Origin of the sequence: Marinobacter salicampi (genome assembly GCF_011074795.1) — a bacterium.
GTDB lineage: Bacteria > Pseudomonadota > Gammaproteobacteria > Pseudomonadales > Oleiphilaceae > Marinobacter > Marinobacter salicampi.
This window is the reverse complement of sequence record NZ_JAAMPF010000008.1, coordinates 1-20601: the sequence shown is the minus strand read 5'-3', so window position 1 is coordinate 20601 and position 20601 is coordinate 1. Positions and strand designations below refer to the sequence as shown.

The following is a 20601-nucleotide window of genomic DNA, read 5'->3' as shown; positions in this document are numbered from 1 at the left end:
GCTAATAGAATGGGTATAACCGTGCATTGTGACGTGGTAAGTGCCGAAAGGAAGATCTTCTCTGGCCTGGTTGAAATGCTGGTGGCAACCGGGAGCGAGGGTGAACTGGGTGTTCAGTATGGCCACGCTCCACTGCTGACTCAGCTCAAGCCTGGTACAGTAAGGATCGTTAAGCAGGGCGGAGAAGAGGAGATCCTCTACGTATCCGGTGGATACCTTGAGGTCCAGCCTAATCTCGTCACTCTCATGGCTGATACGGCGACGCGCGCCAAGGATCTAAACGAAGCCGCGGCTGTCGAAGCCCAGCGTGAAGCCGAGAAAGCCCTGGCCAACAGGACCGGCGAGTTTGAATACTCCCGGGCTGCGGCAGAACTGGCGGAAGCCGCTGCTCAGTTGCGTACGATCCAGAATCTGCGCAAGAAAATGCGCTAGGTTCCGGGATCTCAGGCATCAGCTGATCGCTAAAGCCGCACCCTGAACTGACGGTAATGAAATCCTGGATCCGATATCCGGATTTAACCGTCAGGAAGGTGCGGCTTTTTCTGTTATGGGTTTTAAGAAAGGAGCTTTTACCCTTATGGCATTACCTCTACACGTCGTTATTCTGGCTGCTGGTCAGGGTTCCAGGATGAAATCCCACCAGCCTAAAGTCCTGCACGGGGTAGCCGGCAAGCCTATGTTGCACCACGTGATCGATACCGCCCGCACCCTGAATGCGGCGGGTATCCATGGGGTCATCGGCCACGGCGCTGAACAGGTGCGGGCTACCACCCCGGCTGAAGATATCCAATGGGCTTTGCAGTCCGAACAGCTCGGAACCGGCCATGCCGTCGCTCAAGCGCTACCGAACATTCCTGACGAGGCCCAGGTACTGGTGCTTTATGGCGATGTTCCGCTGACCCGCTCGGACACGCTCGCCAAACTTGTCTCCGACCGGGACGACATCCTGTCAATCCTGACAGTGCATCTGGACAATCCTGACGGTTACGGTCGTATCGTTCGCAACAGCGCCGGCGAGGTCCAGTCCATTGTTGAACAGAAAGATGCCACGGAAGAACAGAAAGCCATCCGTGAGGTTAACACCGGTATTCTTTCCATAGCTGGCAAACACCTTAAGGCCTGGCTGCCGCGCCTATCCAACAGCAACGCGCAGGGCGAATACTACCTCACCGATATTATCGCCATGGCGGTAACAGAAGGGCTGAAGGTCGAGGTTGCTCATCCGGTGACGGACTTTGAGGTCCAGGGCGTCAATAACCGTGTCCAGCTGGCCGAGCTGGAACGCTGGTACCAGCGTCAGCAGGCCATCGAACTTATGACCGCCGGCGCCACCCTGATGGATCCGGCACGGCTGGACGTACGCGGGCAACTCACCGTCGGTTCGGACGTGATAATTGATGTCAATGTCGTGTTCGAGGGGCGTGTTGAGCTGGCGGACGGGGTTTCCATCGGGCCCGGCTGCATCATCAGGGATGCACGCATAGCAAAGGGCGCAGTGGTTCATGCCCACTCTATCATTGACGGTGCCGAGGTTGGGGCCGATGCCCAGGTAGGCCCTTTTGCCAGATTACGTCCGGGTACCGTATTGGCGGCGCACACCAAAGTGGGCAACTTTGTAGAAACCAAAAAGGCGGTGGTCGGCGAGGGCAGCAAGATCAACCACCTCAGTTACGTGGGTGATGCCACCCTGGGTGCCGGTGTCAACGTGGGCGCGGGCACCATCACCTGCAATTACGATGGCGTCAACAAGTACCAGACCGTGCTGGAAGACGGCGTTTTTGTGGGCTCCAATACGGCGCTGGTAGCCCCGGTCACGGTGGCGAAAGGGGCCACCATCGGCGCGGGCTCAACTATTACCCGGGACGTATCAGCGGACGAACTGGCCGTCGCCCGTGGCCGGCAGCACAATATTCCGGACTGGCAGAAGCCCAGGAAAAAGTCCTGAGCCGATGCTCGGGCATCGGGCACGGCTAAACCAAAGAATTTAACGAATTACAGGAAGAAAGACTCATGTGCGGGATCGTAGGTGCAGTATCAGAACGGGATGTTCAAGGGATTCTCCTGGAAGGCCTGAGGCGGCTGGAATACCGGGGCTACGATTCGGCCGGAATGGCTATTCTGAGCCAGGATGGCACCGTTAACAGGGTCAGGGAGCTGGGAAAGGTCGCCGCCCTGGCGGAGCTGATCGAGTCAGCCCCGCCCAAGGGTCACGTCGGCATCGCCCATACTCGCTGGGCCACCCACGGCGAGCCTTCCCGGCTGAATGCCCATCCCCATATGTCAGGTGATCGGCTGGCACTGGTTCATAACGGCATCATCGAGAACTACCAGGAGCTTCGGGACGAACTGAAGTCCGCCGGGTTCGAGTTCACCTCCCAGACCGACACCGAGGTAGTCGCCCATCTCATCGAACAGCTTTACCGTGCCACCGCTGACCTGACCTCAGCGGTAAAACAGGCCACCGGTCGTCTGCGCGGGGCTTATGCCCTTGCCGTGGTCCATGCGGATGAGCCCGACAGGCTGATTGTGTGCCGGGAGGGTAGCCCGCTGGTAATCGGGGTGGGTATTGGCGAGAACTTCATAGCCTCGGACCAGCTGGCCCTGCTGCCGGTCACCGATCGTTTCATGTTTCTGGACGAAGGTGATATTGCCGATATCCGTAAAGACAAGATCACGATATGGGATCGCGACGACAACGTCGTCGATCGCCCGACATCACGCTTTGAACATGCGGCGGATGCCGCCGACAAAGGCGAATACCGTCACTTCATGCTGAAGGAAATCTACGAGCAGCCGACGGTGATCAAGGCCACCATGGAAGGCCGAATTACCGATACCCGGGTGCTGGAACAGGCCCTGGGTACCGAGGCAGGCAAACTGCTGGAGAATGTAAGGCACGTACAGATCATTGCCTGCGGCACCAGCTACCACGCCGGCATGGTGGCCCGGTACTGGATCGAGGACCTGGCAGGGGTGCCCTGTTCGGTTGAGGTGGCGTCCGAGTTCCGCTACCGCAAGCATGTGATCCAGCCAGACACCCTGTTCCTGTGCATTTCCCAGTCAGGTGAGACTGCTGACACCCTGGCGGCGCTGCGCCAGGCCAAAAAAGCCGGTTTCCGGGCCGCCCTTGCGATCTGTAACGTGGCCGGCAGCTCCCTGGTGAGGGAATCCGACCTTGTTATCATGACCCAGGCAGGACCGGAGATCGGGGTGGCCTCCACCAAGGCGTTCACCACCCAATTGACCGCTCTGTTGCTGTTCTCCATTGCCCTTGCCCGTCATAACGGCCTGTCCAGCGAGCGGGAAGCCGAGCTGGTAACCGCCATGCGCCTGCTGCCCGGGCAGGTATCAGCAGCCCTGGCCCTGGATAAAGAAATCGCGGAGCTCAGCCGTGAGTTCATGGACAAGCACCACAGCCTGTTCCTGGGCCGCGGCACTCTGTTCCCGGTCGCGCTGGAAGGCGCGTTGAAGCTGAAGGAAATTTCCTACATACACGCCGAGGCCTACCCGGCGGGTGAGCTCAAGCATGGGCCGCTGGCCCTGGTAGACAGCGAAATGCCGGTGGTCACCGTCGCGCCAAACAACGACATGCTCGAGAAGCTAAAGTCCAACCTGGAGGAAGTCCGGGCCCGGGGTGGCCAGCTCTTTGTGTTTGCCGATGGCCAGTCGGCATTGAAAAACGAAGAAGGCGTGCACGTTGTACACATTGCTGAGGTGCATCCCGTGACAGCGCCCATCGTGTATACGATTCCGCTGCAGCTGCTTTCGTACCATGTTGCGGTGCTCAAGGGCACGGATGTGGACCAGCCCCGAAACCTGGCCAAGAGTGTGACGGTGGAGTAACGCTACCCAGCAACGGTAACAGGATTTATGCGGGCCGTTTGCGCCCCGCTCCATGACAATGCTCAAGAAGCCCTCTGCTTATAGTCTGGCAGGGGGCGTTCTTTTTGCCATGAACCGGTAACGAGGTCACGCTCCGCCGTTTTCCGGAATCGCTTTTCCTTGTTTTTAACGCAAATGATAATTACTATCATTTGAGCAACCAACAAGGAGAGCGTCCATGGAATTCCTGTGCCCCACTCATCGCAAGCAATTTAGTGAGCTTCCCCTGGAAGAGCGGAAAGATCTCTGGCAGTTCTGGATGGAAAACGCCTACGCCAGCTGTGAGCAGGGGCAGTGGCGCGACGTTATCTCCCTGGCTGGCAGTGCCTTCGATCTCGCCTGCCTCCCCGGAGAAAATGAAAAGCTTTGCATGCACGTTGAGCTTACCCTGGCTGCCATTCTGGTTTCACGGGTGCTGGCGGACATGGGAGATCGCACCGGAACAGAGCGGGTGATATTTCAGGCACTGGCCTCTTTGCAGGCAGCCGAGTCCTCCTGCGCCAGGGAGCAACCTGTTCTGGAGCAATGTATAAGCGCTTTGCTGGACGGCTCTCACCAGCACGGGTTTTTCGAGCACTATCTGAACTGGCCTTCGCTACCTGCAGCACGGGGAGGTTGGGCCTGTGTCAGGGTACTTCACTGACCCTTCAGGTGATCGGGGTAAAGCTGCATTCGGTATCTATCAGACATTGCCCCCTTGGGTCTCGTTTAGTGTTCCGGGGTCGGTGTCGAAAACAAGCGATCTTTGCTATTGTTTGCTGAAGGCTGGTTTCCTTGCAGACCAGACATGTCATCGGGAGAGACTGTATCGCATGCCCTGCGATCGGCGCCGAAGGAGCAACTGCCCCGGAAACTCTCAGGCAAAAGGACCGCTGACATGAAGACTTTCCGAAGAGCTGCCGACCGCTGCGTCAGTTGGCACACCGAAGGAGCAAGCGGCTGTCTCCGTTGAGGTGGCGCGTGAATCTCTCAGGTCCAGAGACGGAAGGGGTGCTTTCTGCCATTTTGCGCAGAAAGGTAACCCTGGACGCCCTGGAGAGCTCTATGAAGCGCATCGCAGTTATTGGTGGCGGCATCACCGGTATTACCACCGCCTACACCCTGGCCAAGCGGGGCCTGGATGTCACCGTTTATGAGAAACACCGTTACGCGGCAATGGAAACCTCCTTTGCCAACGGTGGTCAGTTGTCAGCCTCCAACGCCGAGGTCTGGAACAACTGGCAGACCGTAATGAAGGGTATGAAGTGGATGTTCCGCCGTGATGCGCCCCTTCTGGTCAACCCCAAGCCCTCCTGGCATAAGCTAAGCTGGTTTGCCGAGTTTATCGCAGCCATTCCCCAGTATGAGAAAAACACCACCGAAACAGCCCGACTGGCCATCGCCGCCCGCGACTACCTGTTTGCCTGGGCGCAAGAGGAAGGCATTGATTTTGATCTGAAGAAGCAGGGCATCCTGCATATCTATCGGGATAAGGCCGGTTTCGACCACGCCGCCAGGGTCTCAAGACTTCTGGCCGCCGGAGGACTTGAACGCCGGCCGGTGACACCCGAAGAGATGCGCACCATCGAGCCCACGCTGGCCGGCACCTATTACGGCGGCTTCTTTACCGAGAGCGACTCCACCGGTGACATTCACAAATTTACCAATGGCCTGGCAGACGCGATGATACGCTTGGGGGTCAAGACCTGCTACGGCCACTCTGTGACCGAGCTCAGCGCCGACGATAGCCATGCCTGGATAACCGCCCACGACGGTGAACAGCAAACCCGTGACACCTTCGACGGCGTGGTGGTTTGTGCCGGCGTGGGCAGCCGGGCGCTGGCGACGAAACTGGGAGATCGGGTTAACATCTACCCGGTCAAGGGCTATTCCATCACCGTGCAGCTGGATGACGACGCCTCCCGGGAGGCGGCCCCCACGGTCAGCCTGCTGGACGATGCCACCAAGATCGTGACCAGCCGATTGGGGGACGACCGTTTCCGGATCGCTGGCACAGCAGAGTTCAGCGGCTACAACCGCGATATCCGGGATGACCGCATCCGGCCGCTTACCCGCTGGGTCGAGCAGTGTTTCCCCGGGGTGTGCACACGCCGCGTCGTGCCCTGGGCGGGATTGCGTCCGATGTTGCCCAACATGATGCCAAGAGTAGGACCCGGACGCCTGCCCACGGTGTTCTATAACACCGGCCATGGTCATCTGGGCTGGACCCTGTCGGCGATTACTGCTGAGTTGGTGGCTGATGCCGTGGTAACCGGGTCGGCCAGCCAAACCGTCAACAAAGTCAGCTCAGAATCTACTGCCAGCGAGGCTCCTTGAGGGCAGGGTCGCCGGGACGATCGTAGTCTAATAACCAGGCCATGGTGATGGCCGATCCGGGCAATGCTGCCGTGCTGCCAGGGGCGACCGGGGCCATAGCAAAAACTAGGTATGTCGTAGTGAAGAGTGGGCCGACTGACTTACCGGCTGGTCGGGAGCGCATGGCCATTGAAACAGGACAGGCCGGCCTGGCTGAGGGAGATGGCAAGGTCCGCAAACACCGCTCCCCGGGGCCGGCAGAACCCGTACTGGCAGGCCTGAATCGTCAGACAGCCACCGGGCCGGCAACCCGACACGGAATATACCGGCCCCGGATGGCTACGGCCTGGTCGGGCTCCAGATCCGCCATGCGCAGGGCCAGTTGCTCGGCGACCACGCATTACACGAAAATGCGGAAGTGACCCGCTGACGAATGTTATATTATAACCTGTGTAAGTGAACCCTCCCTGTAAACCCTTCCGACACCGACTAATTTTGGTCGCTCCTTACACTGTTTTTCAGTAATATCCTGCAGCCTCATGGCGTGGTCCTCGGTTCACCCCTCCTTGTTGTGTGTAAGACCGACTCTGCACTCACCCGTTACCTTTGAAGCATAAACAGGTACACAAATATCAAGGAAGATTCGGGCCCGTTGCCACACACTGTTGTCCGCCCGTTCACTCAGAAGAATGCTGTAATGCCCACTAGCGTGTTGTCCGGCTTTACCCACAATTTCCTTGGCAATTCCCCCAACTGGTACAAGCAGGTTATCCTGCTGTTTCTGTTAGCGAATCCGATTCTGCTCTGGCTGTTCGGGCCTGTGTTCACGGGCTGGCTGCTGGTCGGCGAGTTCATTTTCACCCTAGCCATGGCGCTCAAGTGCTACCCGCTCCAGCCCGGCGGTCTGATTGCCATCGAGGCCCTGCTGATCGGTATGACCACGCCGGACGCCGTCTACCATGAAGTACTGACCAACCTGCCGGTGATCATGCTGCTGCTGTTCATGGTGGCGGGTATTTATTTCATGAAGGAACTGCTGCTGGTGACCTTCACCCAGATTCTGGTGGGGGTCCGGTCGAAATCGGCGCTGTCCCTGCTATTCTGCGCAGCCGCGGCGCTGCTGTCGGCCTTTCTTGATGCCCTGACAGTGACTGCGGTCATCATCAGTGTCGCCGTTGGTTTTTATTCGGTCTACCACAAGGTGGCCTCCGGCAAGGGGCACCACCACACGGATCACAACGCCAACAGCGACCAGGAAGTGGTCGAGCTGCATCGCAGTGACCTGCATAATTTCCGGTCCTTCCTGCGAAGCCTACTGATGCATGGGGCGGTGGGCACGGCCCTGGGCGGGGTTGCCACCATGGTCGGCGAGCCCCAGAACCTCCTAATTGCCAAAGTCGCGGGCTGGGATTTCGCAACCTTCTTTACCCACATGCTGCCGGTGAGCCTGCCCGTTCTGGTAGCCGGTCTCACCACCTGCTGGCTGCTCGAGAAACTGCGCTGGTTCGGTTATGGCACGCGACTACCCAGAAAGGTCAGACGGGTGCTGGAAGAGTTTGCCGACAACGAGCGCAAGAAACGTACACCGGCGGACCAGGCCGCTCTCTGGATTCAGGCCATGGCCGCCGTAGTGCTGGTTGTGGGGCTGGCCCTTCATCTGGCAGAAGTAGGCATGATCGGCCTGCTGGTAATCATCCTTATCACTTCATTTACCGGCATTACCGACGAACACCAGATCGGCAAGGCTTTCCAGGAAGCCCTGCCGTTTACCTCGTTGCTGGTGGTGTTCTTTGCCATTGTTGCGGTTATTCACGAGCAGCACCTGTTTACCCCGATCATCAACCTGGTACTGTCATTGCCCATCGATCAGCAGCCTGGCATGTTCTTTATCGCCAACGGTGTGCTCTCGATGATCAGCGATAACGTGTTTGTGGCGACGGTCTATATCAGCGAAATCAAACAGGCGCTGGATGCAGGCACTATTGATCAGGCGCATTTCGAGCGGCTTGCGATTGCCATTAACACCGGCACCAACCTGCCCAGTGTCGCCACACCCAACGGCCAGGCGGCGTTCCTGTTCCTGCTGACCTCGGCGATTGCTCCGCTGGTTCGGTTGTCTTATGGCCGCATGGTCTTCATGGCGCTGCCATACACGGTGGTGATGGGTTCGGTGGGACTGTGGTGCGTGGTGAACTTTATCTAGGCTTGTGGCCGGTTGCCCTCTGGGCTGCCCGTGCCGCCAGGCCTACCGAGCCATAGCACAGCCGTGATATGCCGTGGTGAACGACCCGGACAGACTCACTGACCGGACGGGTAACCTCAAAGCGCGCCAGTATATTAAAGCTCTCGTCGGCAATGGCAATGTGAGCCCGACCAATGCGGGAAGCGCCTTCAGCCACGCCGACGGCGACGATGTCCGCCGCCCCCAACCACCATTTGAGGCTGGCGGTCCGGTTATCTTCCAGTGTTTGAATCGGGCCGTTACTCTTCATTCAAGCCATTCCTTCAGTTTTTCGTACACTTTGGGGTGATGAGTCAGGCGTATGTGGTCGATGCCAGGGAAACAGGCGTAGTCCGTCAGCTCCCAATCCGCCTGGTTGGCACCTCGGGCGCTACCTTCCTGCACCAGGGCATCACCAAACAGAACGTTCACCGGATTGCCATGCTGGCGGGCCAGTAACCCGGAGATGGCAAAATGCCTGGCGTTGGGGAGCAGAGGAGCCAGGGCACCGCTTTCTTCAAGAATATCACCCCTGGACAGGTTGCGAATACCGGCACTGCGGACATCCAGTACCTCGCCAATGACCTTCAGGTAGTCCCGGGGAACTTTGTGCATGAAGCCGGCTGCGCCGTGGGCCGCCTTTGCCAACCAGGAGCCTTCGTGGGGCGCGCCCAGGTAGACGCAGCTCTCCACCAGTCCGGTCCAAGTATGGCCTGAACCAAGCCCCGCCTGGCAGGCACTGCGGATCAGCAGCCCACCCATGCTGTGGCCAATGAGGATCAGGTTTTCGACCGGCACCGGCCATTCGGCGACCAGGGTTTCCAGGGCTTCGGCCAGATCCTCGCCATTGCGATAAATCGGCCGGCCCGAGTTGTAGCGCAGGCCAAGGGGCGTGGCCCCCAAAACTTCCGCCAGTTCCGAGCCATAATTGACCCCTGGTTGGCCCGGGTAATCCCAGATCGATTCCAGCTCGGTCAATCCGTGTACCATCAGTACCAGGGTACGTCTCGGCTGGGCAAGTTGCGGCTGAGCGGGATCTAGGGGCTGGCCCTCGAACATCATCTGAAGCTCGACCGCAAGAGGATTGGCCCGATGTTCAAGCCAGTCGCCAAGAAAGCCACTGAGAATGGCAGAGGCGTGGTCCTGCCAACGTACGGGGTGCCTGGGGATCGTATTCATAACGTTACCTGTCGAGTCCTTTCATCAGTGTAGCCCGTATTTATTACAAACAATTGGCTGCGGGTAAGTTCGTTCCCGGCATGGGAACCAATACCGCGCTACGAGCGTTCCTAAACTGTATGGCCCTGGTTATTGTGTGCAATGCATTCTGTCACAACTCTGTTACCCTGATTGTAAGGTAGGGTTTTCTGGCATTGGTTGATAATGACAACATTAACACTGACTAAACACCGGCTGGCAGCGATTTTGATCCCGTTCAAAACCTTGATTCTGTTACTTCTGGTTTCATTCTGGGCCGGTGCTGTTCTGGGCTCGGAAGAGTCCAAAAGGGTGCTGAAGGTGGGCTATGTCGAATTCCCTCCATTTGAGTACCGGGATGAGAACGGGGACCCGGCAGGTGAGTTTATCGACCTCACCCGAAAGGTTGCTGACGAGGCCGGGTACGGGTTGCGTTTCATCTATGTACCCATCAGTCGGGTTTACTTTTACCTGCAGCGTGGCGCCGTGGACATGTTTCCGGGCCTGACGAACATTCATTTGCTGCAGGGTTCGATAGTCGAGAGTTCGATCAAGCCCATCCAGGTCCAGCTCAGTGCCTGGTCGCGCCAGAGTACGCCACCGCCGGCGCAATTCAGTGACTTCCAGAACAAAGTGCTGATACTCATAGCCGGCTACAGTTATGGTGGTTTGATCGATGTCCTGCGTGAAGATCCCAGCATCAGGCTAACGGAGGCCCCCAGTCATGGCGCGGCCATCAATATGCTCAGGCGCGGGCGGGGGGATTACCTGCTGGATTACAAGCCGCCCGTTGAGGAGGTGTTGAAAGGCGACTCCGAACATTCCGGACTGACCCAGACGCCCGTCCGTAAGCGCTATGGATCCTGGCTGTTTTCCCTCAAGCAGCCGGATGTGCATCATGTGAAAGCTGATTTCGATACCGCCTACTGGCGGCTGGTGGAACGGGGGGAAGTCATTCATAACATTAACTTCCCCCCTGTCGATACCCTCCCGGGTTACCCGATCGATCTAACCGACTAGCGCACAGGCCAGCACTGACGCCGCCCTTCAGTTTTGCGCTGGCCGCAGGTTAATGTCGCCATACCAGGCGGTTGCCGACGCTCCGGTGTTGTCCGAGTCAGACATGATGCCAATGCCCACAATGGCCGGTGGCTCCTCCCCGAAGGCTGCCCGGTAATCCTCGACTATGTTGCGCTCCACGGAGACCCAGGTGCCGGCCTTTTCATTACCCGAGTTAACCGCGATCATCTGGGTGGCCTCGCTGAACGGGTTCTGAACGATGTCTCCCACCTCAAGCCGGTTTGCCCAGATATAGTTGAGGGATTTGCCGGGTAGCTCGGCATCAAACAGGGCGGAGACCGCCTTGCGCTTCATGCGCTCAAACCAGCCCGCCTTGTCAGGCTCAAACTCGAACGCCACGTAGATGCGGGCCGGGTAGTCATCGCCGTTCTTGCGCAGGGCACTGCCACGCTCGTAGACCCCGCTCACTTTCCAGCGCCAGCTGAGCACCGGGCGCTCAGCTGGCTCTACCCGAATCATGGTGATCAGGCCGGAGGCGCTGTCATCGGTCCGGGCTTTCACCACCTGAACCCCATCCTCTGTCACCAGCTCATAGCTGCTGTGGCGCTCGATTTCCGGAAACTCCAGCGCTTCCCAGCCATCGTTGAGGTCATCAATAGCCGAAAACTGGGGTATGACCTCCCCCTGCGCGGGGCCTGCTATAACGAGCAGTGAGCAAAGTAATGGAAGGAAGCGAGTAGTGAAGCCAGTCATAGGGTAAACGTCCAATAGAAACGGATGGAAACAGGCGCCTTCTTTGAAGCCTTGTACGGCAGTAACGAGCGTAACATGGAGACCGGAAAAAGCCCGTCAAAAGCCAGGGCCAAAGTTTTCCCGCAAGTGTTGTGACGGAGTGATTTGCCCTATATAGTGCGTTCATCCTTGGTTAGGTACCAAATGTAGTGGTTCCCTGATTGGGTGACGCTACAGAAAGGTATCGGGAATCCGGTGAGAATCCGGAACTGACGCGCAGCGGTATTGGAGAACGAGCGTAACAAGAGACACTGGTTCAGGCCGGGAAGTCGTTACGCAAGGCCGGGCAAAAGCCCATGCTCCTGAGTCCGAAGACCTGCCAGGGAGGTGCTGTTCGAACGCCGTTTTGGCGGAACAGTGCGACTGCACCTTCGCGTATGGCGCCCCCGGGCCCTCAAGGTGAGCAGCAAACGGTTGGGTGGCCGTGCTGTTTTGGCTCTGCGCTACCGATCCGTCCTGCGTACGCGAAGGCTTGAAACCTAACGCGTATTCAGGAGAACACCCGATGTCCGTCGCCGCTTCAGCAGCGCTTTCTTCCGCTTCCCCCTCACAGCCTCACTCCCCAAGCCAGACATCTGCCCTGCAGGTGATCAAGCGCAGCGGTACCCTGGTGGGTTTCAACCCGTCCAAGATCAGTGTTGCCGTCACCAAGGCCTTCCTGGCGGTGGAAGGGGAGCAGTCCGAAGGCTCCGCCCGTATTCATCACAGCGTGGCGCAGGTCACGGCCCAGGTGGTGCAGGCGGTAAGCCGGCGGCTGAACGCCGGTGGCAAGATCCACATCGAAGACCTGCAGGATCAGGTGGAGCTGGCCCTGATGCGGGCGGAAGAACACAAGGTGGCCCGGGCTTACGTGCTCTACCGGGAGGCCCACGCCCAGGAGCGGGCCCGGCTGGCACCGCTGGAATCCCACCCCACTCTGACGGTGACCGAAACCGGCGGCCAGATCGTGCCCCTGGACCTGGGCCTGATGAAATACCAGGTCGAGCAGGCCTGTGCCAACCTGGACGGCGTCGACCCCGACACCCTGGTGGATGACACCCTGCGCAATCTTTATGACGGCATTCCCGAAAAGGATGTGCTCTCGGCACTGATCATGACCGCCCGGGGCCGGATCGAGCGGGAGCCGGACTACAGCGCCGTTACCGCCCGCCTGCTGCTTGAGCAACTGAAACTGGAGGCCAGCCTGGCGCTTGGGTTGCCCCTGCACCAGCCCCTGGCAGAGCTTTACCCACAAGCCTTGGCCAGCTATATCGAAACCGGCATTGGTCATGAACTGCTGGACCCGGCACTGGCAGAATTTGACCTGGCCCACCTGGGCGAGGCCTTGAAGCCAGAGCAGGACCTGCAGTTCGGCTTCCTGGGCCTGCAGACTCTGTATGACCGCTATTTCATCCATTGGAACGGCCACCGGCTGGAGCTGCCCCAGGTCTTCTTCATGCGGGTGGCCATGGGTCTCGCCCTGGGCGAAGACGACCCCAACGCCCGTGCAGTAGAGTTCTATAACCTGCTGTCGTCGTTCGATTACATGTCGTCCACGCCCACCCTGTTCAACAGCGGTACCCGGCATTCCCAGCTGTCCTCCTGCTACCTCACCACGGTGGCGGATGATCTCGGCAGCATCTATGGCTCGGTACGGGACAACGCGCTGCTGTCGAAATGGGCCGGCGGCCTGGGTAATGACTGGACCCCGGTGCGGGCCATGGGCGCCCACATCAAAGGCACCAATGGCAAGAGCCAGGGCGTGGTGCCCTTCCTGAAAGTGGTGAACGACACCGCCGTGGCGGTCAACCAGGGCGGCAAGCGCAAGGGCGCGGTCTGTGCCTACTTGGAAAGCTGGCACCTGGACATTGAAGAATTCCTGGAGCTGCGTAAGAACACCGGCGACGAGCGCCGCCGCACCCACGACATGAACACCGCCAACTGGGTGCCGGACCTGCTCATGGAGCGCATGCGCAACGACCGTGACTGGACCCTGTTCTCCCCGAACGACGTGCCCGACCTTCATGATCTCTATGGCAACGAGTTCCGCGCCCGCTATGAAACCTATGAGGCCATGGCCGCCCGGGGCGAGATCAGTCTGTTCAAGACCGTGCCTGCCAAGCAGCTGTGGCGCAAGATGCTGACCGTGCTGTTCGAGACCGGCCACCCCTGGATCACCTTCAAGGACCCGAGCAACCTGCGTTCGCCCCAACAGCACCAGGGCGTGGTGCATTCGTCCAACCTGTGTACGGAAATCACCCTGAACACCAGCTCGGAGGAAATCGCCGTGTGCAACCTGGGTTCCATCAACCTGGCGGCCCACATACACAACGGCGAGCTGGACGTCAGCCGGCTGCAAGACACGATCAACACCGCCGTGCGCATGCTCGATAACGTCATCGACATCAATTACTACGCCGTTCCCCAGGCCCGTGAGTCCAACCTGCGCCACCGGCCCGTGGGCCTCGGTCTGATGGGCTTCCAGGACGCCCTGTACAAGCTGAAGCTGCCCTACGCCAGCGCCGAGGCTGTGGAGTTTGCGGACGTCACCATGGAGCAGATCAGCTACCTCGCCATCGCCGCGTCCGCCCGGCTGGCGGCCGAGCGGGGCGCCTACCCGAGCTATGACGGCTCGCTGTGGAGCCAGGGCATACTGCCCATCGATTCCATCGCCAACCTCCAGGCCGCCCGCAAAGACGGCGACCTGACCCTGAATACCGACGCCCGCCTCGACTGGACGCCCATCCGCGAGCTGGTCCGGGCCCACGGCATGCGCAACTCCAACCTGATGGCCATCGCCCCGACCGCGACCATCTCCAATATTGTGGGTGTGTCCCAGTCCATAGAGCCGGCGTACCAGAACCTATTCGTCAAATCGAACCTCTCCGGCGAGTTCACGGTGGTCAACCCGGCCCTGGTCCGGGACCTCAAAGCCCTGGGCCTGTGGGACAACGTAATGGTGAACGACCTCAAGTACTTCGACGGCTCGGTGCAGCAGATCGACCGTGTACCCGCCGACATCAAGGCCCGCTATGCCACTGCTTTCGAGATCGACTCCCGCTGGCTGGTGGAGGCCGCCGCCCGGCGTCAGAAATGGCTCGACCAGGCCCAGAGCCTGAACCTGTACATGGCCGAAGCCAGTGGCAAGAAGCTGGATGCCCTGTACCAGCTGGCCTGGGAGCGGGGGCTGAAAACCACCTATTACCTGCGGTCACTGGGGGCGACCGGAGCGGAAAAATCCGTGCCCGTGGCGGCACCTGCACCGCAGGTGTGTTCCATTGATGAGCCTGACTGTGAGGCCTGCCAGTAGGACGGTTTTGTACTCCGCGGCCTGTTCCTGGCTTTAGGTTCCCGGGTGTGCCGGGCGGTGATGCCCTGTTCAGGACACGCCCGTGAATACGTCCCTGTAGGGCTCGGCTGCAGCCATCCCTGGCTGCAGGCGGTCCTGAACAGGGCATCACCGCCCGGCGCTGCAGGCTTGAGAGGTGTTTGCCGCGAAAAACGTTCAGAAAATCACTGAAGCAGGTTTTTCAGGAGGCGATAGCTCCGCAGCCCTAGGAAGCGGAGTGGGTACATTTTCCGGGACCGTCTGTGGCCAGGGATGGCCACAGCCGAGCCCTACAGGGAAGTACTTGCGTGGCGTGTCCCGGAAAATGTACCCACTTCGGTTCCTCCACCTACGTCAGCAGGCTGGACAAAAAGCTCAACCAAAAAATTAAAGGACCCAACAATGCTCAATTTCGACGACGAACCCCAGAGCCAACAGGCCGAACCTGCAGAGAACCAGGCGCCCCGTCCGGTAAACGTGGACGACAAGCGCGTGGTCAACGGCACCACGGATATCAACCAGCTGGCGCCGTTCAAGTACCCCTGGGCCTGGGAGTACTTCATGAACGCCAACAAGAACCACTGGACGCCCCTGGACGTGAACATGGCCCAGGACATCCACGACTACCACCACCGGCTGACCGCCCCGGAAAAACACGTCTATGAAAACGTGCTGGCTTACCTGACCACCTCGGACATCCTGGCCATGCGCAACATCGGGCTGGCGGTGATGGAGAAGATGAGCGCCCCCGAGCTGCAGATCTACCAGGCCCGCCAGGTGTACGAGGAAGCCATGCACACCTGGGCCTATCAGCACTGCATTGAAACCCTCAACCTCGACCAGAGCGAAATCTACAACCGCTACCGGGTGGTGCCGGAAATCAATGGCAAGATCCAGCTGGCCAACCGCCGCCTGGACGCGGCCATGCGCCCGGGCATGAACCTGCGTAACGCCGATGACCTGCAGGAATTCGTGATGTCCTACCTGTTCTTCGCGGCGGTGTTTGAAGGCACCTGGTTCTACAACGGTTTCAGCCCGATCTTCGCCCTGCAGCGCCGAGGCCTGATGCGGGGCACCGGCGAACAGCTGCAGTACATCCTGCGGGACGAAGCCATGCACTTCTCCTTCGGCCTCAAGGTGGTAAACCAGATTCTGGAAGAGGAAAACATCACCCTCGACCCAAGGGCGGTGCAGACCATGTGGGAAGAAGCCGAAGCCGCCGAAAAGGCCTACGCTGGCTATATTCTGCGGGACCCCATCCTGGGCTATTCGGCGGAATACCACACCGAACAGTTTCGTTTCGTGGCCAACCGCAGGGCCCGGACCGTCGGCATGGAGGAGCCCTTCCCGGGGGCAAAGAATGTATCACCCTGGCTGGACGAGCAGGCCACCATGAGGAAGGAAAAGAACTTCTTCGAGACCCGGGTCATCGAGTACCAGACCGGGGCACAGCTGGAGTGGTGAGCTCCCCAATCCAAGGGCAGATTTTCCTGTTTTGTCGCGTTAAGGTGGACTTGCGGCCTGACAAGTAGCCGAGGCTGCATCGGAAACCAACCCGACTGAACAGGGAGATTCTCATGGCAGGGACTACCGCATGGGACCGACTCCGAAAAGAGCATGACGAGAATGACCACTTCATGGCCGAGCACAGGCAGAAGTCATGAAGGCCCGGCTGTGGCCCGGGCAGGGGAACAGGCATGTCAGCCAGCCTATTATCGGGCTTTAGGGCCTATCTGCGCCGGAACCTGGCGGCGGGGCTTCTGACCTCGCCGTTCCAGGCCTCCGCCCGGGCGTGGGTGCTGTTGCCAGCTTACGCTGCGGTTGCCCTTGCCATCGGTCTTGGCAGCGGGCTTCTGCGCTGGGAGCCGATGCTGACGGCCTGGGCGCCGGTGATGCTGCTGGCTCTGCTGGTTTTCCCTTCGCTGCTGGAGGAAGGGTTGTTTCGCGGGCTGCTGATTCCCCGGCAGATCCGGGAATCCGGTCTGTTCTGGACAGGCCTGGCCATTGCCGGGAGCACGGTTCTGTATGTGCTCTGGCACCCTCTGACTGCCCTGATGACAGAGACCCAAGAGCGCCGTTTGTTCCTGGCCCCGGCCTTTCTTGCCATTGTGACCCTGCTCGGCATCACCTGCGGTCACAATTATGCCGTCTCAAAATCACTTTGGGGGCCAATCCTGATCCACTGGATGACGGTGGTGGTCTGGGTTTTTCTGTTTGGCGGACACAACACAGTGCTGGATGGTCTCGGGCTCACCGGCAACCGGTAAGCAGTGGCTCCATGGAGCCCCACCGCTCACCGCTACCTCATGCATGATGTAGGATTACTCCGGGCTCTCCCCGATCTTGTCCTGGGTCTGGGTATTGAAATCATCAGCATCGTGACGCTCATGCAATTGCCGGGCAGGCTCGCCCCAGGCGCGATTGACCATCTGGCCTCGACGAACAGCAGGGCGTTCAAGCACCTGTTCGGCCCAGCGGACCACATGGGTGTACTCGTGCACGGACAGGAACTCGGCGGCTTCATAGAGCACGCCTTTCACCAGGGCGCCGTACCAGGGGTAGATCGCCACATCGGCGATGGAGTATTCGTCGCCGGCCATGTACTCGTTGTCCGCAAGATGACGGTTGAGCACGTCCAGCTGGCGTTTGACCTCCATGGCGAAGCGGTTGATGGGGTATTCCATCTTTTCCGGTGCATAGGCGTAGAAATGCCCGAAGCCGCCGCCGAGGAAGGGCGCACTTCCCATCTGCCAGAACAGCCAGTTCATGGCTTCGGTGCGCTTGTGGTGTTCTGTTGGCAGCAGCGCACCGAATTTTTCCGCCAGGTACAGCAGAATGGAGCCGGATTCGAACACCCGGGTGGGGGTATCGGTGCTGTGGTCCACCATCGCTGGAATCTTGGAATTGGGGTTGATCTTCACAAAGCCGCTGGAGAATTGGTTGCCCTCGGAGATGTCGATCAGCCAGGCATCGTACTCCGCCTCCTTATGGCCCATGGCCAGGAGCTCTTCCAGCATGATGGTGGCCTTGACGCCGTTGGGCGTGGCGAGCGAATAGAGCTGAAACGGGTGCTTGCCGACCGGCAGTTCCTTGTCATGGGTGGGGCCTGCAATCGGCCGGTTGATCTTGGCGAACCGCCCGCCGCTTTCCTGGTCCCAGGTCCAGACTCGGGGTGGGGTATAGCCTTCTGATTCGCTCATGTATGCACCTTTGCTGAGTTGGTTCGCAGTGGTTCAACCGCCATTGCGGTGGGCCACATCCTGCCCCCTGTTCTACCAGAACCAGGCCACTGCTGACCACCAGCTTTGGCAAGGCCCGGCGCGGGCTCCGGATTTCGACTATGCTCTCATTCCCCTTTTCCTGTGTTTGCGGAGTGAGCGCCATGCCCATCAGTGTCCACTATGCCCTGACCGTGCTGATCTGGGGCCTGACCTGGACGGCCATTCGGCTGCAGGTGGAAGTGGCTCCGGTGGACATCTCGGTATTCTACCGTTTTGTTCTGGCCTCGCTGGTGGCGCTGGGCGGCCTGGCGTTATTGCGGCGGCTGCCCCGCTTCAGCCCGGGGCAGCATCGCTGGCTGATCCTGCAGGGGCTGACCCTCTACAGCGTCAACTTCCTGCTCATCTACCGGGCGGCAGAACATATGACCAGTGGCCTGCTGGCGGTGGTGTTCTCGTTGGCGGCGTTGTTCAACGCCTTCAACGGCCGCCTGTTTATGGGCATCCGGCCCAGCCCCCGGATCTACCCCGCGGTACTGCTGGGCATCAGCGGCGTCACCCTGCTGTTCTGGCACGATCTGCAGATCGGCAATGCCTCCGCCGCTGGCATGCTGTTCGCCGCCGCCGGCACCTTCTGGTTTTCCCTGGGTAACCTGGTCAGCCTGAAAGTTCGCACCGCCGACATCCCCCTGCTGGCGGGCAACGCCTGGGCCATGTTCTACGGCGCGGTGTTTCTGGGGCTATGGTGCCTGGTAAGTGGCGTCAGCTGGGCCGTACCCGACAGCAGCGTGTTCTGGGGCGCCGCCCTGTTCCTGGCAATTCCGGGCTCCATCATTGCCTTTTACAGCTACATCACCGTCATCCGCACCCTGGGCGCCGACAAGGCAGGCTATGCCACGGTGCTGTTCCCCGTGGTCGCGCTCAGCGTCTCGACCTGGCTGGAAGGCTTCTTGTGGAGCGGCACAGCCATCGCAGGTGCCGCCCTGGCCCTGCTGGGCAATTACGTGCTATTTCGGAAGGCGCCTGCTGGCGTCCCCGCAGCCTCCGGCCCGGCCCGTTAGTTCTTCTGCAAGCCCAAACCTAACCTCAAACCGCAGGAAAACAGCCTGCTTCCCTGCAGAAGTGATAGCTCGTGCCTGTGAAAATCGGTGACCTCTGCCTATTATTTCAGCAAAGCACTGCGGCGAACCGGCTTCCGGCTGAGCCACCTACAACCGAAGGTATACCACATGGCAGAGACAACGCCCCTGCTCCTGGCACTGGTTTTCGGCTCAATCGGTATCGCCTACCTGGTCTATGGCCGCCGCCCCGGCAAACGGGTATGGCTCTATACAGGCCTGGGACTGCTCGTGCTGCCGTACCTGACAACTGCAACCCTTCCGTTGTTAACTCTGGGCGTGATTCTGCTGTTTGTGCCGAAGTTTGTTCGTTGAGGCGGGCTGGTTTAACCCAGGGGGCTGCGAACACCCGCGAAGCCCTGGCCCAGCACATGAGTGTACACCTGGGTGGTTCTCAGGTCTGAATGGCCAAGTAGGTCCTGAACCGTACGGATATCGGTGCCTCGCCTAAGAAGTTCTGTAGCAAAGGTGTGTCGGAAGGTATGACAACCCGCGGGTTTGCCTACCCCCGCCTCCCCGACTGCCTGGCGGACCGCACGCTGAACCGATGAAACGTGGCGGTGATGGCGGGTGACATTGCCCAGGTAGTCTGTGGTTAGAGCAGGCGAGGAGAACAGCCATTGCCACTCCAGGGAGTGCCCGGCACGGGGATATTTGCGCGCCAATGCATAGGGCAGACTTACCGGGTGAACAAAGGCTTCATTGTTATGCTTCCAGGCTTGTGTGAGGGAGGCTACGTGGTCCTGTAACGGGCTGACCAAAGTACCAGGCAAAAGAGTAGTTCGGTCTTTTGCACCCTTTCCATCACGAACCGTTATGACTTGCAGGCTGAAATCCACATCTTTCACGCGCAGTCGACAGGCCTCAGTAACCCTTAACCCGGCGCCGTAAAGCAGGGATGCAATCAGCTTATTCGGCGGGCTGAGCCGGTCAATAATCCTCATGGCCTCCTCATGGGTTAACACCACCGGTAACTTGCGAGGTTTCCTGGTGCGAGTAACGGTACCTAGCTCACCAAGCGGCATGCCCAGCACTTTATCGTACAAAAAGACCAAAGCGTTGAGAGCCTGGGCCTGGGTGGACGCAGCAACATTTCGGTGAACCGCCAGCCAGGTAAGGAATTCATTCACTTCACCCGGGCCCAGTTCCTGCGGGTGCTTCATCTTATGAAAACGGATGAAATAGCGAATCCAATACCAGTAGCTCTTCTCCGTTCGAATACTGTAGTGATTCACCCGGATAACAGCGCGAACCTGATCCCGCAAGCGCGGTTGCTTCCCTTCCATAATGTGGCTCCTGCCAATGCTGTATATGCATACAGTATTATTCAGGGCGTGGATCACAGATGTCAAATGATTACATGGAATTCATGTTAGCGGTGGGCTAAGCTTTTGTTTTTCCAATTCTTAGGCTGCCCGATATGGAGTGCCAAAAACGCAATAACGAAACGGTCGCGTTTTTGCAATATTGGTGCGGTCTATCTAGTTGCTGTTGAACTAAACCGCTTCGCGGTAGCGAGCGGACCGGGGGATTTCCCGCGAGATCAGGTGA

General features: G+C 59.3%; 17 protein-coding genes and 2 riboswitches. Of the genes, 12 read left to right on the top strand and 5 right to left on the bottom strand.

Annotation, left to right across the window (positions count from 1 at the left end; genetic code table 11):
- The first annotated feature begins 9 nt into the window (after positions 1-9).
- The 6 genes from G7W63_RS02770 (at position 10) to nhaB (ending at position 8380) form a co-directional block, all read left to right on the top strand.
- Positions 10-432: a F0F1 ATP synthase subunit epsilon gene (locus G7W63_RS02770; protein WP_166252845.1), complete on the top strand. Its 423-nt coding sequence runs from the start codon at positions 10-12 to the stop codon at positions 430-432.
- Between the two features lie 145 nt (positions 433-577).
- Entirely contained in the window at positions 578-1945 is a 1368-nt protein-coding gene (gene glmU, locus G7W63_RS02765; RefSeq protein WP_166252842.1) for a bifunctional UDP-N-acetylglucosamine diphosphorylase/glucosamine-1-phosphate N-acetyltransferase GlmU, read from the top strand.
- A gap of 65 nt (positions 1946-2010) precedes the next feature.
- Positions 2011-3843: a glutamine--fructose-6-phosphate transaminase (isomerizing) gene (gene glmS, locus G7W63_RS02760; RefSeq protein WP_166252839.1), complete on the top strand. Its 1833-nt coding sequence runs from the start codon at positions 2011-2013 to the stop codon at positions 3841-3843.
- Positions 3844-4060: 217 nt separating this feature from the next.
- On the top strand, positions 4061-4525 hold the full coding sequence (locus G7W63_RS02755; protein ID WP_166252836.1) for a hypothetical protein: 465 nt from the start codon (positions 4061-4063) through the stop codon (positions 4523-4525).
- Positions 4526-4666: 141 nt separating this feature from the next.
- A riboswitch (glycine riboswitch) is annotated at positions 4667-4764 on the top strand.
- Positions 4765-4926: 162 nt separating this feature from the next.
- Positions 4927-6198, top strand: coding sequence for a D-amino acid dehydrogenase (locus tag G7W63_RS02750; protein WP_166252833.1), 1272 nt, complete (start codon positions 4927-4929; stop codon positions 6196-6198).
- Between the two features lie 676 nt (positions 6199-6874).
- Entirely contained in the window at positions 6875-8380 is a 1506-nt protein-coding gene (gene nhaB, locus G7W63_RS02745; RefSeq protein ID WP_166252830.1) for a sodium/proton antiporter NhaB, read from the top strand.
- Here nhaB and G7W63_RS02740 read toward each other — a convergent pair.
- Together G7W63_RS02740 and G7W63_RS02735 are read right to left on the bottom strand one after the other, a co-directional pair.
- Positions 8373-8669: a hypothetical protein gene (locus G7W63_RS02740; protein ID WP_166252827.1), complete on the bottom strand. Its 297-nt coding sequence runs from the start codon at positions 8667-8669 to the stop codon at positions 8373-8375. The two genes, nhaB and G7W63_RS02740, sit on opposite strands and share 8 nt — an antisense overlap.
- Positions 8666-9577 carry an esterase/lipase family protein gene (locus G7W63_RS02735; RefSeq protein WP_166252824.1) on the bottom strand — a complete coding sequence of 304 codons (912 nt, stop codon included), beginning with the start codon at positions 9575-9577 and terminating at the stop codon, positions 8666-8668. The genes G7W63_RS02740 and G7W63_RS02735 overlap by 4 nt, the downstream gene beginning before the upstream one ends.
- Before the next feature lie 204 nt (positions 9578-9781).
- On the opposite strand from G7W63_RS02735, the gene G7W63_RS02730 reads away from it, so the two are divergent.
- Positions 9782-10615 carry a substrate-binding periplasmic protein gene (locus tag G7W63_RS02730; RefSeq protein ID WP_166252819.1) on the top strand — a complete coding sequence of 278 codons (834 nt, stop codon included), beginning with the start codon at positions 9782-9784 and terminating at the stop codon, positions 10613-10615.
- A gap of 27 nt (positions 10616-10642) precedes the next feature.
- Here G7W63_RS02730 and G7W63_RS02725 read toward each other — a convergent pair whose 3' ends face one another.
- Complete coding sequence (locus G7W63_RS02725; RefSeq protein WP_166252816.1) at positions 10643-11368, bottom strand: DUF3047 domain-containing protein; 726 nt, start codon at positions 11366-11368, stop codon at positions 10643-10645.
- A 180-nt stretch (positions 11369-11548) separates the two neighbouring features.
- Positions 11549-11745: riboswitch (cobalamin riboswitch) on the top strand.
- A gap of 167 nt (positions 11746-11912) precedes the next feature.
- On the opposite strand from G7W63_RS02725, the gene G7W63_RS02720 reads away from it, so the two are divergent.
- The 3 genes from G7W63_RS02720 (at position 11913) to G7W63_RS02710 (ending at position 16981) form a co-directional block, all read left to right on the top strand.
- The gene (locus G7W63_RS02720) at positions 11913-14696 is read left to right on the top strand and encodes a ribonucleoside-diphosphate reductase subunit alpha (protein ID WP_166252813.1); all 2784 of its coding nucleotides are present in this window, start codon (positions 11913-11915) and stop codon (positions 14694-14696) included.
- Between the two features lie 420 nt (positions 14697-15116).
- Positions 15117-16178 (top strand): ribonucleotide-diphosphate reductase subunit beta, encoded by a 1062-nt coding sequence (locus G7W63_RS02715; RefSeq protein ID WP_166252810.1) that lies wholly within the window; start codon positions 15117-15119, stop codon positions 16176-16178.
- A gap of 233 nt (positions 16179-16411) precedes the next feature.
- Complete coding sequence (locus G7W63_RS02710) at positions 16412-16981, top strand: CPBP family glutamic-type intramembrane protease (protein WP_166252805.1); 570 nt, start codon at positions 16412-16414, stop codon at positions 16979-16981.
- A gap of 54 nt (positions 16982-17035) precedes the next feature.
- Here the strand turns inward: G7W63_RS02710 and yghU are convergent, their stop codons facing one another.
- Positions 17036-17914, bottom strand: coding sequence for a glutathione-dependent disulfide-bond oxidoreductase (yghU, locus tag G7W63_RS02705; protein WP_166252803.1), 879 nt, complete (start codon positions 17912-17914; stop codon positions 17036-17038).
- A 182-nt stretch (positions 17915-18096) separates the two neighbouring features.
- Between yghU and G7W63_RS02700 the strand changes: the two genes are divergently transcribed.
- Together G7W63_RS02700 and G7W63_RS02695 are read left to right on the top strand one after the other, a co-directional pair.
- A complete protein-coding gene (locus G7W63_RS02700; RefSeq protein ID WP_166252800.1) occupies positions 18097-18993 on the top strand; it encodes a DMT family transporter in 897 nt (298 codons plus the stop codon).
- Between the two features lie 168 nt (positions 18994-19161).
- Positions 19162-19365, top strand: coding sequence for a hypothetical protein (locus tag G7W63_RS02695; RefSeq protein WP_166252797.1), 204 nt, complete (start codon positions 19162-19164; stop codon positions 19363-19365).
- An 11-nt stretch (positions 19366-19376) separates the two neighbouring features.
- Here G7W63_RS02695 and G7W63_RS02690 read toward each other — a convergent pair whose 3' ends face one another.
- A complete protein-coding gene (locus G7W63_RS02690; RefSeq protein WP_166252794.1) occupies positions 19377-20336 on the bottom strand; it encodes an integron integrase in 960 nt (319 codons plus the stop codon).
- Between the last annotated feature and the right edge of the window lie 265 nt (positions 20337-20601).